Annotated in this window: 12 protein-coding genes; 7 read left to right on the forward strand and 5 right to left on the reverse strand. The window is 72.8% G+C overall.

Translation table 11 applies throughout. The features are described from left to right. Positions 1–266: 266 nt before the first annotated feature. Positions 267–1,808 carry a phosphatidylglycerol lysyltransferase domain-containing protein gene (locus tag WME90_RS08460; protein WP_437280570.1) on the forward strand — a complete coding sequence of 514 codons (1,542 nt, stop codon included), beginning with the start codon at positions 267–269 and terminating at the stop codon, positions 1,806–1,808. Position 1,809: 1 nt separating this feature from the next. On the opposite strand, the gene WME90_RS08465 is transcribed toward WME90_RS08460, so the two are convergent. Next, a complete protein-coding gene (locus WME90_RS08465; protein ID WP_437280571.1) occupies positions 1,810–3,438 on the reverse strand; it encodes an N-acyl-D-amino-acid deacylase family protein in 1,629 nt (542 codons plus the stop codon). Between the two features lie 406 nt (positions 3,439–3,844). On the opposite strand from WME90_RS08465, the gene WME90_RS08470 reads away from it, so the two are divergent. The 5 genes from WME90_RS08470 to WME90_RS08490 all read left to right on the forward strand — a co-directional run bounded on the left by WME90_RS08470 (position 3,845) and on the right by WME90_RS08490 (position 7,763). Beyond that, complete coding sequence (locus WME90_RS08470) at positions 3,845–4,921, forward strand: glycosyltransferase family 2 protein (protein ID WP_437280572.1); 1,077 nt, start codon at positions 3,845–3,847, stop codon at positions 4,919–4,921. 90 nt (positions 4,922–5,011) lie between these two features. Further along, positions 5,012–5,650, forward strand: coding sequence for a methylthioribulose 1-phosphate dehydratase (locus WME90_RS08475; protein ID WP_437280573.1), 639 nt, complete (start codon positions 5,012–5,014; stop codon positions 5,648–5,650). Continuing rightward, complete coding sequence (locus WME90_RS08480; RefSeq protein ID WP_437280574.1) at positions 5,647–6,189, forward strand: 1,2-dihydroxy-3-keto-5-methylthiopentene dioxygenase; 543 nt, start codon at positions 5,647–5,649, stop codon at positions 6,187–6,189. The genes WME90_RS08475 and WME90_RS08480 overlap by 4 nt, the downstream gene beginning before the upstream one ends. 2 nt (positions 6,190–6,191) lie before the next feature. Continuing rightward, positions 6,192–6,896 (forward strand): acireductone synthase, encoded by a 705-nt coding sequence (gene mtnC / locus WME90_RS08485; protein WP_437280575.1) that lies wholly within the window; start codon positions 6,192–6,194, stop codon positions 6,894–6,896. Between the two features lie 264 nt (positions 6,897–7,160). Continuing rightward, positions 7,161–7,763: an O-methyltransferase gene (locus WME90_RS08490; RefSeq protein ID WP_437280576.1), complete on the forward strand. Its 603-nt coding sequence runs from the start codon at positions 7,161–7,163 to the stop codon at positions 7,761–7,763. A 16-nt stretch (positions 7,764–7,779) separates the two neighbouring features. Here WME90_RS08490 and WME90_RS08495 read toward each other — a convergent pair whose 3' ends face one another. The 3 genes from WME90_RS08495 to WME90_RS08505 all read right to left on the reverse strand — a co-directional run bounded on the left by WME90_RS08495 (position 7,780) and on the right by WME90_RS08505 (position 11,387). Next, positions 7,780–9,537, reverse strand: coding sequence for a prolipoprotein diacylglyceryl transferase (locus WME90_RS08495; RefSeq protein WP_437280577.1), 1,758 nt, complete (start codon positions 9,535–9,537; stop codon positions 7,780–7,782). Next, entirely contained in the window at positions 9,534–10,931 is a 1,398-nt protein-coding gene (locus WME90_RS08500) for a hypothetical protein (RefSeq protein ID WP_437280578.1), read from the reverse strand. The genes WME90_RS08495 and WME90_RS08500 overlap by 4 nt, the downstream gene beginning before the upstream one ends. A 321-nt stretch (positions 10,932–11,252) precedes the next feature. Next, complete coding sequence (locus WME90_RS08505) at positions 11,253–11,387, reverse strand: hypothetical protein (RefSeq protein ID WP_437280579.1); 135 nt, start codon at positions 11,385–11,387, stop codon at positions 11,253–11,255. Between the two features lie 235 nt (positions 11,388–11,622). Between WME90_RS08505 and WME90_RS08510 the strand changes: the two genes are divergently transcribed. Next, entirely contained in the window at positions 11,623–11,994 is a 372-nt protein-coding gene (locus tag WME90_RS08510; RefSeq protein WP_437280580.1) for a VOC family protein, read from the forward strand. A 124-nt stretch (positions 11,995–12,118) separates the two neighbouring features. On the opposite strand, the gene WME90_RS08515 is transcribed toward WME90_RS08510, so the two are convergent. Beyond that, a complete protein-coding gene (locus WME90_RS08515) occupies positions 12,119–12,979 on the reverse strand; it encodes an NmrA family NAD(P)-binding protein (protein ID WP_437280581.1) in 861 nt (286 codons plus the stop codon). Positions 12,980–13,114: the final 135 nt, after the last annotated feature.

Raw genomic sequence — 13,114 nt, forward strand, 5'->3', positions numbered from 1 at the left:
CCGGTCGAGGGGCACGGGGCCGATCGGCGCTTAGCTGCGGGTCTTGCCAGTCCAGCGCAGGGGCGTCCTCCATGGCACCAGCACGACCTTCGCGGTGCTCAGCGAGAGCGGCCGGCGGGTGGGGACGCGCGCGGTTGGAGAGCAACGGGCAAGCTCTTGTGGAACGCCGCAAGACGATCGCCGGCGACGAGCAGGTGGCGCTGGAGGAGGGCACCCAGAGCGCCTGGCTCTACGAGCTCCTCTCGCCTCATGCGTAGGATATGGAGGTGGCGGCGATCGGCGAGAGCGGGGCCGAGGTCGCGGCTGTGGTGACCGAGGACGCCCGGGGACGTGCCGAACGGCGCCGGGGTGCGCCGGCCGCGCCGGGTGAGGATCGCGTCGGGCTCGGACGCGGTATGCTCCGCCGGACCGTGCCGCCGCCGAACCAGCGCTCCGACCGCGAGCGCGTCCTCGCACTGCTCAAACGCCACGGATGGAACGCGACCTCGTTCCAGACCCTGGAGTCCGACTTTCGCTACTGGTTCCACGGCGACGACGCCTGCGTGGCCTACGTCGATACAGGCGGCGCGTGGGTCGCCGCCGGCGCGCCGATCGCGGCGGCCGAGCGGCTGGCCGAGGTCGCGCAGGCGTTCGTGGGTGCGGCCGCGGCAGAGGGGCGGCGGGCGTGCCTCTTCGGCGCCGAGGCGCGGTTCTGCGAGCGGGTCTCGTGGAGCGCGATGCTCGTCGGCGAGCAGCCGGTGTGGGAGCCGGCGCGCTGGAGCGGCGTGCTCCGGTCGAGCCGGAGCCTGCGCGAGCAGCTCCGCCGCGCGCGAGCGAAGGGCGTGGTCGCGCGCTCGGTGAGCCGCGGCGAGCTCGAGGACGCCGGGAGCCCGCTGCGGGGCGAGGTGGAGCGCCTCATGGCGCGCTGGGCCTCGTCGCGGCCGATGGCGCCCATGGGCTTTCTCGTGCAGCTGGAGCCGTTCTCGTTCGCGGGGGAGCGGCGTTATGTCGTGGCGGAGGCCGGAGGCGCCGTTGTCGGCTTCCTCGCAGCGGTGCCCGTGTATGCGCGGCGCGGCCTCTTTCTGGAGGACCTGCTGCGCGACCCGTCCGCGCCGAACGGCACCACGGAGCTGCTCGTCGACCAGGCGATGCGCGCCGCCGCGGCCGAGGAACGCCTGTATGTGACGCTCGGCCTCGCGCCGCTCGCCGGGCCTGTGCGGCGCGGGCTGCGCGCGGCGCGGCGGCTCGGGGCTCGCCTGTACGATTTCCAGGGGCTTTACGCGTTCAAGGCGAAGCTGCGGCCCGACGGCTGGGCGCCGATCTACCTCGTGGTTCCGCCGGGCGGCCACGGCCTCGTGGCCATCTACGACACGCTCGCGGCGTTCTCAGGCGGGGGGCTCCTGCGCTTCGGGCTCTCGACGCTGCTGCGCGGGCCAGCCGTGATCTTCGAGGTGCTCGGCTGGCTGCTCATCCCGTGGACCGCGCTGCTCGCGCTCGCGCCCGCGGCGCGGTGGTTCCCGTCGCCCGCCGTGAAGTGGGCGTGGGTGGCGTTCGACGTGTGCCTCGCGCCCGCCATGCTGCGGCTGAGCCGCCGGTACGGGCAGAGGCTCTCGCTGGCGCTGGCCGCGCTGGTGACCTGCGACGCGGCGCTGACGCTGGCGGAGGCGCTGCTGTTCAACGCGTCGCGGGCGCGGGGGGTGTTCGACGTCGCGGTCGTGGGGACGGCGGTGGCGGCGCCGGCGGTCGCGGCGGTGCTGCTGTGGAGCGCGCGGGTGCACAGGCCGGAGCGGCGCTTCGCGTCGCGCGCCACGGCCGCGCCGTCTACCTGAGTTACCTGCGCAGGAGGCGCCCCTGCCGGGTCTTGCTCGTCAGCGCGCCGTCCTGCGCCACCACCTCGCCGGTGATCAGGACGGCGCGGATCCCCGAGGGGGGCGCGTCCGATCGCCGCGGCGTCGTGTTGTCCGCCACCGTGGCCGGATCGAAGACGACGAGATCCGCCCAGCGCCCGGGCAGGATGCGCCCCACGTCGCGGAGCCCGATCCGCTCGGCGGGCAGCGAGGTCATCCGTCGCACGGCCTCCTCGAGCCCGAACAGGCCGAGGTCGCGGCTGTAGTGACCGAGGACGCGCGGGAAGGCGCCGAACGACGCCGGGTTGTGCCGGCCGCGCCGGGTGAGGATCGCGTCGGTCTCGAACGCGCAGAGCGGGTGCGAGAGCACGGTCCGGAGCGGCTCGTCGTGCGCGTCGACGCCGGAGTACGTGTTCAGGAGGACGCGCGCCTTGCCGTCGCTCACGCGGGCGACGTGCGCGTAAGCGTCGAACTCGCTCTTGCCGAGGCGCCCCGCGATCGCCTCGAAATCGAGCCCCTCGAGCTCCGCGAGCTCCGGCGCTCCGCCCCAGAGAAGCCGGATGTCCGCGTACGCGAGCCCAAGGAGCTGCCGGAACATCGCGAACTCCCGCCGGAGCCTGCGGAGGACGGCAGGGTCATCGATGCGGGCGCGGAAGTCGTCGAGCACCCAGGCGGGGAAGAGGGCGTTCACCGTGGTGTTGCCGACCGTGTAGGGGAACGCGTCGAAGGCGGCGTCGACCCCTCTGTCCACGGCCCGATCGATGGCGCGGAGCACCCACGGCACCGTGGGCCACGTGCGCCGGCCGATGAAGATCTGGTGCGAGAGCTGGATCCTCGCGCGGCTCTCCTCGGCCAGGCCGAGCAGCTCGCGGACGGAGCGGAGGTTGTGCGGCGGGCCGAGGAGCAGCGGTTTGTAAAACGGCGATACCCACGTGTAGGCCCGGCCGTGGACCGTGAACACGCCCCCTTCGTCGGCCACCGTCCGGAGCAGCGTCAGGAGCTCGTGCCTGCGCGCGAAGACCCCGGGCGTGTAGGCCAGCCCGGCCGAGAGCCCGAACGCGCCCTCGCGGAGCGACGCGCGCACGAGCGCGCAGAGCGCGTCCATCTGCTCCGGATCCGGGGGAGCGGCGCTGTTGCCCATGACCGCCTGGCGGAGCGTGCCGTGCCCGACAAGCAGCGCCGCATTGACGAGCAGCCCGCCGGCCTCGAGGGCGCTCAGCAGCTCGCCCATCGAGCGCCACCGATAGGCGAGCGCTCCGTCCTTCAGGATCTCCGCGGAGTGCTCCACCAGCGGAATGGATGCCTCGGTGACCGGGGCAGGGGAGTGACCGCAATTGCCCGCCACAACGGTCGTGATGCCCTGGGCGACCATCGGCGCGAGGACGGCCTCGTGGTCGGGCAGCGCGAGGAGCCAGTCGATGTGCGAGTGAACGTCGATGAAGCCGGGCGCGACGGCGAGCCCGCCGGCGTCGAGCGTCCGCCCGCCCGCGAGCGCGCCTGGCCCGGCGATCGCGGCGATCTTGCCCCTCTGGAGCCCCAAATCCGCCAGGTAGCGAGGCTGGCCGCTCCCATCGAGGATCGTTCCCCGCGAGATGACGAGATCGAACTCCATCCGCACGCCTCCTCGGGAGGCTCTGCCGCGGACCCTGCGGAATCGTGGGAGCTCCGCAGGAGCGGGGCATGGCCGCGGCGGAGAGCATAAGCTCCCCGCGGACCGCGCGCTCCCCCGATCCGGGAACCCTGGCTCCCGCGCGCCAGCTGGGGGCGCGCTCCGAGGCGCTGCGCTGCCAGCACGAGGCCGGGCGCCCGGCGGATCACGTCGCGTCGCGCGCCGCTCGCATGAGCCCGCCGGTGTGCAGCCCGAGCCCAGCGACCCGCCCCGGCGCTGTCCACGCCGCGTCGTGGAGTGCAGTTCGCTCCGGAAGACGCCGCGAGAGCGCTTGGCCCCGCGATTGTATTCGCCGCGTTCGCAGTCCTGCGGCGGGTCGGCTCGACCCGCGAACGATCGGGGGGAGTCCATGGATCGAACAGCGAGCGCGCCTCGAGGCCCGCGTCTCTCGCTGCGCCCGCTCGCCGAGCAGCCGCGGTGCAGCATCGTCATTCCCTGTTACAACGAAGAGCGCTACATCGAGGACGTCCTCTGCTGCGCCCTCCAGCAGCGGTATCCTCCAGAGCTCCTCGAGGTCTTCGTCGTCGACGGCGGCTCGACCGACAGGACACGGGAGATCGTGGGCGGCGTCGCCGCGGAGGACTCGCGGGTGACGCTCCTCCACAACCCCGCGCGGATCCAGGCCGCCGCGATGAACATCGGCATTCGCCGATCGCGAGGGGAGGTGATCGTCCGCATGGACGCCCACGCCGACTACGCCGGCGACTACGTGGCCGCGTCGGTCGCGGCGCTCCGGAGGACCGGCGCGCTCAACGCGGGCGGCGCGGCGCGGCCGCGCCACCGGAACGGCTTTCAGCGGGCGATCTGCGCCGCGCTCTCGAGCCCCCTCGGCGTGGGCGGATCGGCGTACCGGGACCCGTCGCGCGAGGGGTTCGTCGAGTCCGTGTTCAACGGGGCGTTCCGGCGCGAGGCGTTCGAGATCGCCGGCCTCTACGACCCGGCCGCCATCACCAACGAGGACGCCGAGCTGAACCAGCGCATCATCGAGGCCGGCGGCGCGGTGTATCTGTCCCGGGAGATCGTCGCTTATTACTACCCTCGATCGTCGTTCGCCGCGCTCATGCGGCAGTATTTCGCCTATGGCAAGGGGCGCGCGCGGACGCTGCTGCGCCGCCGGAGGTTCCTGTCGCTCCGGCCGGCGCTGCCGTTCTTCATGGTGACGGCCTTCGCGCTGCTCGCGCTCGCGTCCGCGCTCGTGCCGGCGGTCCGGCCGGCGCTGGCGCTCGCGTCGCTCGCCTATGCCGCGCTCGTGATCGCGGAGTCGCTCCGGCTCGCGCGGCGCGCCTCACGGGGCGATTTCCCCCTCCTCTGCGCCATCTTTCCCGCGCTGCACGCCGCGCACGGGCTCGGCTTCTGGGCCGGCCTGATCCGCGGCGCGAGGGACGGCGCCGTCCGGCGCGAGGCCGAGCGCCTCCCGGCGCCGTGAGCGCGCTCGGCGCGGTTTTCTCCGGGCTCAGCGGCTCGAACGGCGGCGCGGCGCGTTGATCGCCCGCGTTCGCTTTGGTATGTTTGCGCCGTGAGCGCACGCGGGACGTCGTTTGCATCGTTCTCCTCGGTCGCGGCCGAGCTCATCGAGCTGTCCCGCTTTTGCCACGAGCGCGGCTGGACGCCGGCCACGAGTGGCAATTTCTCAGCCCGGCTCGGCGACGGCACCGTCGCGATCACGGCGTCCGGGCGGCCCAAGGGCGCGCTCGGCGTGTCGGACATCGTGGTCGTCAATGCGGAAGGCCGCCTGACCGGGCCGTCGGCGGCCCGCCCGTCGGCCGAGACGGCGCTGCACTGCCAGCTTTACCGGCACTCCGGCGAGATAGGCGCGGTCGCGCACACCCATTCGCGGGCCGCGACGGTGCTGTCGCGCCGGTGCGCTCAGGAGGGGTACGTGACCCTCTCGGGCTACGAGGTGGCGAAGGCGCTCTCCGGGATGACGACGCACGACGCCACGGTGCTCCTCCCCGTCTTCGTCAACACGCAGGACATCCGGAAGCTGGCCGAGGACGTCGATGCGTTCATGTCGGCGCACCCGCCCGTGTACGGCTATCTCATCGCAGGTCACGGGCTGTACACGTGGGGATCGGACATCGCCGGCACGATCCGGCACATCGAGGCGATCGAGTTCATGCTCGACTGCGCGCTGCTGGAAGGAGGCCTATCATGAGCCTGTTGCGGGTTTACCGGGAGAGCGATCCGACGAAGGCTGACGAATACACGACGCTCGAGGACATCGCCCGCGTCGCCGCCGAGGCGAAGATCCGCTTCGAGCGCTGGCCCGCGGAGCGCCCGCTGCCGCCGGGGACGGGGCCGGAGCAGGTGCTCGATGCGTACGCGGGGCCGGTGAAGCGGCTCTCCGAGGCGTGCGGGTTCGTGACGGCGGACGTGGTGTCGGTGTCGCCGAGCACCCCCAACCACGCCGATCTTCGGCGAAAGTTCCTGGACGAGCACGTCCACACCGAGGACGAGGCGCGCTTGTTCGTCGAGGGGCGAGGGCTGTTCTGCATCCATCACGCCGAGCGCGTGCTCGCGTTCCTCGTCGAGAAGGGCGATCTCATCAGCGTGCCTGCCGGGACGCGGCACTGGTTCGACATGGGGCCTGCGCCCTCGTTCACCTGCATCCGGTGGTTCTCCGACCCGAAGGGGTGGGTCGCCGAGCACACCGGGTCGGACATCGCGTCGCGCTTCCCGCGGCTCGAGGCGTGAGCGTGGGGGTGCTTCCTGTGCGCGCGGTGCTCGTCGACATCGAGGGGACCACGACCGACGTGCGGTTCGTCCACGAGACGCTGTTCTCGGTGGCGCGCCGGGATCTGGCGGCGTACGTCTCGGCGCACGCCGGGCGCCCGGAGGTCGAGGCAGCGCGGCGCGCGGTGGCGCGCGAGCGGGGCGAGAGCGAGCGGGACGTGAGCGACGGCGAGCTCTCGGCGGCGCTGCTCGCGTGGATCGACGAGGATCGCAAGGAGACGACGCTGAAGGCGCTCCAGGGCAAGATCTGGCGCAGCGCCTACGAGTCGGGGGGGCTCCGGAGCCACGTGTATGCCGACGTGGAGCCGGCGCTGCGGAGATGGCGAGACCTCGGGGTGACGCTCGCCGTGTTCAGCTCCGGGTCGGTCGAGGCGCAGGAGCTCCTCTTCCGGCACACGACATCAGGGGATCTGACAGGGCTCTTCGCGGCGTTCTTCGACACGACGACCGGGCCGAAGCGCGAGGCGGGCGCCTACGAGCGGATCGCGGAGGCGCTCCGGGTGCTGCCGGGAGAGGTGCTGTTCCTGTCCGACGTGGTGGCCGAGCTCGACGCGGCGGCGGCGGCAGGGATGGAGACGGTGCAGGTGCTCCGGCCAGGGACGAAGCGGGATCCGGAGAGCCGGCATCGGGTGGCGGAGCGGTTCGACGAGATCTCGGTGGTGCGGTAGGGCGAGCCGGCTGCAGCGGAGCCAGCGGGGGAGGGCGTGCTGCGCGGGGGGGCGGCGGGGCTGTCCCACAAACTCGCGCCTTTTGGTGGCTATTGCCTCCTATGCGGAAGGCGAGATCGGGGGGCGAACCGCTGCGCTGCGGGCCGGCGCTCGGGGTTTGTGGGGGCCTGCCCCGCCGCCCCCCCGCGCAGCACGCCCTCCCCCGCTGGCTCTTTGTCGGGGGGGCGCCAGATCGGTGCTGTACAGTGGCGCGCGTTTGGCCGCGTGAAGAAGGATCGGGTCATGAAGGATTTTGAGAATTTGAAGCCGCCGGCGGTGCTCGAGGAGATCGAGCGGGCCACGGTTGAGATGGGGTTTACCATGGCCAGCGACAGGCAGACGGGCTCGATGCTGCGTACGCTCGCGGCGACCAAGTCCGGCGCTTTGCTCGAGCTCGGGACCGGTACGGGCATCTCGACGTCCTGGATCCTCGATGGCATGAATGCCAGCTCCACGCTCGTCTCCGTGGAGCAGGACGAGAAGGTCCAGGCCGTGGCGCGCCAGCACCTCGGAGGCGACCCGCGCCTCACACTCAAGAACATGGATGGCGAAGCCTTCTTGCGCTCGGTCCGGGGGCAGCGATTCGAGCTCGTATTTGCGGATACATGGCCGGGCAAATACTACGCGCTCGACGAGGCGCTGAGCCTGATCGAACCCGGCGGGCTCTACGTCATCGACGACATGCTCCCTCAGCCCAACTGGCCTGATGGCCATGCCCCCAAGGTGGCGGAGCTGATCGCCACTCTCGAGCAGCGCGAAGATCTCGTGTTGACCAAGCTCTGCTGGTCGTCGGGGCTGATCCTCGCGACAAAGGTCGGTCGCGCCTAGCGGACGGGGACGTCCATTACAGCAATCCAGCGCCTGCCCAGAGCCCGGGTTCGTACGCCACGAGCGCGTCCACGTCGTCCGACCCGAGCACGAGGAAGCTCAGCGGAGAGAAGCCGATGAACAGGTGCGAGGTGATCGGGAGCTGGATCCCCCACCCGAAGCGAGCGCCGAATGCGCCCACGCTCTCGAAATAGGGAGAGTCGAAGAAGATGCGGTAGTAGCCCGGCGTGATCCCGACCGACATCTCGACGTGCGATCCGACCCCCATCACGATCCGGAGCGGCACGCCGGCCGCGAGCTGGTCGACGTCGGTGGTCGAGACGGTCCTGAGCTCGGCGCCGACCTCGAAGCGGCGCGTCTCGCTCATGCGGAGCCGCGCGACGACGCCGAGATCCACGGACATGCCGTCCTTGACCGCGAAGCGCGCTGGAACGAAGTAGCCGGAGACCCCGAGCGAGAGCGCCATCCGCCGCGCGTTGGCCTCCGCCTGGTAACCCGTCGCGGGCTTCTCCGCGGCGGGCTCCGGCGAGGCATCCGGCGCGCGCCTGGACGGCGGTGCGGCAGCCGCGGGTGCGGGAGGTGCGGACGCGGGGTAGCCGCCCGGGGGCGGCGCATAGGGGTAGGGCGCGGGGTAGCCGCCCGCCGGAGGCGGCGCATAGGGGGAGGGCGCGGGATACCCGCCAGCCGGGGGCGGGGGGTAGGGGTAGCCGCCCGCCGGAGGCGGCGCATAGGGGTAGGGCGCGGGGTAGCCGCCCGCCGGAGGCGGCGCATAGGGGTAGGGCGCGGGGTAGCCGCCCGCCGGAGGCGGCGCATAGGGGTAGGGCGCGGGGTAGCCGCCAGGCGGGGGCGGGGGGTAGGGGTAGGGGTAGGGCGCGGGCGGCGCCGGCTGGGCCGTTGCCTCGCCTGCGGCGAGGCTCAGGGATGCGAGCGCCATCAGCGCGGGCGCCACGGTGGCGGCGCGCCGCGCGCCGCGGGCCCGGTGCGCGCGCACGACGGCCGCCGCGAGCCCGAGCAGGAGCGCCAGCGAGACGAGCTGGCCGGTGCTGAGCCCTCCGTACACGCCGCGCCCGACGTCCCCGCGGACGAGCTCGATGGAGAACCGGCCCACCGCATAGAGCGCCAGCCACGTTCCGAACGCTCGCCCGTCCCGGTGCCCACGGACGAGCCAGAAGGCGGCGATCGCGCTCGCCAGCGCCCCGAGCGCCGCCTCGTAGAGTTGCGTGGGGTGCACGGGCAGGCTCGGCGCGCCGAGGGGCACCCAGCCGGCGGCCGCGTGGTCCGCCGCCGCGAGGCCGCCGGCGGGGAACCGGACGCCCAGCGCGCCGCCGGTGACGCGGCCGTAGTCGCACCCCGCAAGGAAACACCCGGTGCGCACGCAGGCGTAGGTGATCCCGAGCCCAGGCACGAGCCGGTCGAGGAACGGGAGCACCGCCGCGCCTCGGCGGCGCAGGACCAGGCCGGCCACGGCGACGCCGGCGATGAGACCCCCGTAGGCGGCGCGGCCGGCGTGGAGCACCGGACCCCACGAGCCCGCCGCGAGCGCCTCGGGCGCGGCGCGCAGCGCCTCGAAGGCGTAGCCGCCAAGGAGCGCCGCGACGTAGCCCGAGAGGAGCGCCCGGCCCTCCACGGCCACGTCGCCCCGATCCCGGCGCACGAGCCAGAAGAACGCCGCCGCCCCGAGGAGCCCCGCGACGGCGACCATCACCGCGTAGGTCGGCGCGAGCCACGGCGGCAGGCCGTGGCGCTCGAGCCAGAGCATCACCGCCCGGTTCACGGCCGCCTCCGGATCTGCAGCAGCATGTAACCCGCGGGCAGGAGCAGCCAGAACGCGGCGCCGAGGGGCACGGGCGCACCGGGACCGCCCCCTCCGGGCTCGCGCCGGCCCGCGCTCAGCCTGCAGCTCGAGGTGCTGCCGGTGGACGGATCGCCGTCCTTGCAGTTCTGGTTGCAGTCGCGGCAGTTCTGGTTGCAGTCGTGGCAGTTCTGGTTGCAATCGCTGCAGTTCTGGTTGCAACCCGCGGCGTCCTCGTTGCAGCTGTCGCAGCCGCCGCAGCTGCCGCAGCCGTCACCGCTCGACGTGCCGCTCGGCGCGCTCGGGGTGACGGCCGGGACCGTCGGGCTGCCGTACTGGAGGCAGCGATCGAGCACGGCCATGCAGGCCTCGTCCCCGGCGAACGCGAGCGCGCCGTCGTGCCCCGCGATCGGCAGCGCGCCGCACGCGCCGCTGCCCGCGGAGAGGACGCACTCCTTGACCCCGTCGATGCTCAGCAGCGCGAGGACGCAGAGCGCCTCGGCGTTCAGCGCCCCGGCGTTGACCCAGGAGCACTCCGCCTGGGCGTCCGCGAACGTCGGGTCGGTGCGGTCGTGCTCGCACGGTCCGGCCACGGCGCAGGTGCACACGTCCCGCACCTCGGCGGCGCACTCCGCGACGGACGCGGGGAGGTGATAGGGGTTGAAGCGCACGGATCTCGGCTCGCCCCGGGGCCACGCGAGGATCGCGGCGCCGCCCGAGGGGGTGGGGAGCGCGGGCGCGTCCTCGGGCGAGAGGGCGCTCAGCGCGACGAGCCACGCGGCGTTGACGTACAGCGTGCGATCCTGGGCGACGACGCCCGCGGGCAAGCCGGTGACGCGGACGAGGGCCTGCGCGTCCGCCCGCCGCGTGAGCTCCGCCAGGATCTCGCCCGCCCGGCCGCCGAGCGCCGCGTCCTCCAGCGGAGCGGTCTCCGGCGACGCAGGCGGCCCCGCGAGGGCCGGCGCGGGTCGATCGCGCGGCCCCTCGGGCTCGCGCCCCGCCGCGACGGGCGTGACCGAGCGGAGCACGAACCCGTCCTCGGACGGCTCGAGCGCGCCGAGGACGATCGCGTCCTTCCCCGTCTCGTCCCGCGTCGCGTCCGCGGTGCGGAGCAGCGCGGGGACGCTCGCGATCTCCGCGCCGTCGATCGCCGTCTCGTCCCCCTGCTCGCCGTGCGCCTCCTCCAGCCGCACCGCCACGTCGCGCAGGATCTCTTCCGGCAAGGCGGCGAGGACCTCCGGCGCGGCGCTCAGCGCGTCGCGCAGCGGGAGGTCGTCGTACGGCGGTGTCTCCGCGCCGCACGCGCCGAGCGCCGGGATCGCCAGCAGCGCGACAGCACGAGATATCGCTCTCTCGATGAAAGCCCTTGTTCGCATGCCCCTCCCTCGACCCCCATCAGGCGTGCGAAGCCCGGCTCGGCGCGCCCTGCTCGACCGAGCGAGCGCGCATCAGGCAGGCGAGGCGCCTGCGACCACGGTACCAAAAGATCACCCTGCGAAGATCGCCGTCGTCCAGGGGGGAGCGATGGATCCCTGTGTGCGAGCGCGCGCTCGGTGTGTGTACCCGCCACGGCGTCCATCCCGCAGGAACGGGGCTCTCAACGCTCGATCCGCCGGCGCGACTGGCCGAGCTCGGCCCGCCGGTTCATTCACCGCGCCGGCGTAATGTCGCCTGGGGCACCGCTCGCGCCGAGGGCTCTAGGAGAGAGCCGTGCGCATCCGGCCTGCCGCCGCCGTGGTCAGAGCTGAAGGTCGAATGAAGGCGACCGATTGCGGCTTCGCCTCGCCATCGTCGAGGAACTGGATCGTCGTCGTGGTCGTCGTCATGCTCATGGCGCGTCCAGTCCTGCGATCGCCGCCCCGCACCCACCTCGTGGAAGAACACGATCACCCTGCCGGAGCGCGGGGACCGCGCCTCGCGGGCAGTGGCCATGCTACACGGCTCTCCGCAGGCCTGGGTCGCATTTCGCGCGCGCCACGCGCGATCGAGGCAGGTCGGCATGGCGCTCGGGGCACCCGACCCTGATCAGGCAATGAAGACGAATCATTTCAACGAACGGAGAGATCGATGATCGGATATGTCACGCTGGGCACGAACGATCTGGAGCGCGCCGCCCGTTTCTACGACGCCTTGCTGGGCGAGCTGGGCGCGACGCGGCTCTGGCAGCTCGAGCGGATGATCATCTGGGCGGTGAAGCCGAACGCGCCTGCGCTCGCCGTCACCCTGCCCTTCGACCGCCAGCCGGCCACGGTCGGCAACGGGGTGATGGTCGCGCTCGTCGTCGATAGCCCGGCCAAGGTGGACGCGCTCCACAGGAAGGCCCTGGAGCTCGGCGGCAAGGACGAGGGCGCGCCGGGGCCGCGCGGACAGAGCTTCTACGGAGGGTATTTCCGCGACCTGGACGGCAACAAGCTCAACTTCTTCACCATGGTGCGCTGAGCTCCGGCGCCCGACCCTCATCCGCAATCGGCCCCGCGCAGCGCCGCGAGGCGGCGCTCGTCTCTCGAAACGACCGCTCGGAGCAGGCCCGAGACGACCTGCTCTTCGAGGTGCGCCCCGTGCCTCAGCGCGACAGGCGCGCCGTCAGGTAGTGACGCATGGACACCGGCGCTCGGCCGAGCAGGCGCTCCAGGGTCGAATCGACGGCGGCGAACTCGCGCTCCCGGCTCGCCGTGAACATGCCCAGGAAGAGGTCCGCCCGTTGTTCGGGGACGCCGTGAGACACCATCTCCGCTCTGAACGCCTGATCGCCGACGGTCACCCGCGCGATCGAGCGCCCGACGAGCTCCGAGGCGATCGCGGCGATCTCCGTGAGATCGAGGGCCGCGGAGGCGGTGAGCGGCGGTGTCACCCCGTCGAGGCGCGCCTCGTCGGCCAGCGCGATCGCCGCCGCGTCGGCCAGGTCGCCGTGCTCTGTCCACGAGACCGGGCCGTCTTCCGGCGCGACGAGCTTGCCCGTCTCGAGCGCCCGCTCGAGGAGCATGAGCGCGGACGCCGCATAGAACCCGTTGCGAAGCGAGGTGAACGAGACTCCCGACCTTTGCAGCGAGGCCTCGGTGGCAGCGTGGTCGCGCATGGGCGCGAAGCGGGACGCCGGGTTCGAGCCCATGTGGCTCGTGTAGAGCACGCGGCGGGCGCCGGCCGCGCGCGCCGCTTCGATCGCGGCTTCGTGCTGGCGCACAGCGGCCTCGCCTGCGCTGTTGACCGAGACGATCAGGACATGCGAGGCGCCCTCGAATGCATGGCGCAGGCTCGCGGCGTCCTCGAAGGTCCCCCGGCGCACGCGGACGCCGCGCTCGGCGAGCGCGCTGGCCTGCTCCGGGTCGCGGACGCTGACGCCGATCCGGGCGGCGGGTACGCGCTGAAGGAGCCGCTCCATGATGGCTCGGCCGAGGTGACCGTTGGCTCCAGTGACGATGATCATGACAACCTCCTGCTGCGCTCGGCGCAGCGACCCTGCGCGATCATCCCAGGGATCGCGCGGACACGGCGCGCCGTGCTCCGCGTGGCCCGCTGACGACGGGCTTCTTCACGTCGTCGAGCCTAGCGCCGGCCACCC

Source organism: Sorangium sp. So ce375, from assembly GCF_051473855.1.
GTDB lineage: Bacteria > Myxococcota_A > Polyangia > Polyangiales > Polyangiaceae > Sorangium.

What these genes read in the sequence shown, in the direction of transcription:
- WME90_RS08465 (WP_437280571.1), bottom strand. Translation starts at nt 3,438, where the DNA reads ATGGAGTTCGATCTCGTCATCTCGCGGGGAACGATCCTCGATGGGAGC.
- WME90_RS08470 (WP_437280572.1), top strand. Translation starts at nt 3,845, where the DNA reads ATGGATCGAACAGCGAGCGCGCCTCGAGGCCCGCGTCTCTCGCTGCGC.
- WME90_RS08480 (WP_437280574.1), top strand. Translation starts at nt 5,647, where the DNA reads ATGAGCCTGTTGCGGGTTTACCGGGAGAGCGATCCGACGAAGGCTGAC.
- WME90_RS08500 (WP_437280578.1), bottom strand. Translation starts at nt 10,931, where the DNA reads ATGCGAACAAGGGCTTTCATCGAGAGAGCGATATCTCGTGCTGTCGCG.
- WME90_RS08505 (WP_437280579.1), bottom strand. Translation starts at nt 11,387, where the DNA reads ATGAGCATGACGACGACCACGACGACGATCCAGTTCCTCGACGATGGC.
- WME90_RS08510 (WP_437280580.1), top strand. Translation starts at nt 11,623, where the DNA reads ATGATCGGATATGTCACGCTGGGCACGAACGATCTGGAGCGCGCCGCC.
- WME90_RS08515 (WP_437280581.1), bottom strand. Translation starts at nt 12,979, where the DNA reads ATGATCATCGTCACTGGAGCCAACGGTCACCTCGGCCGAGCCATCATG.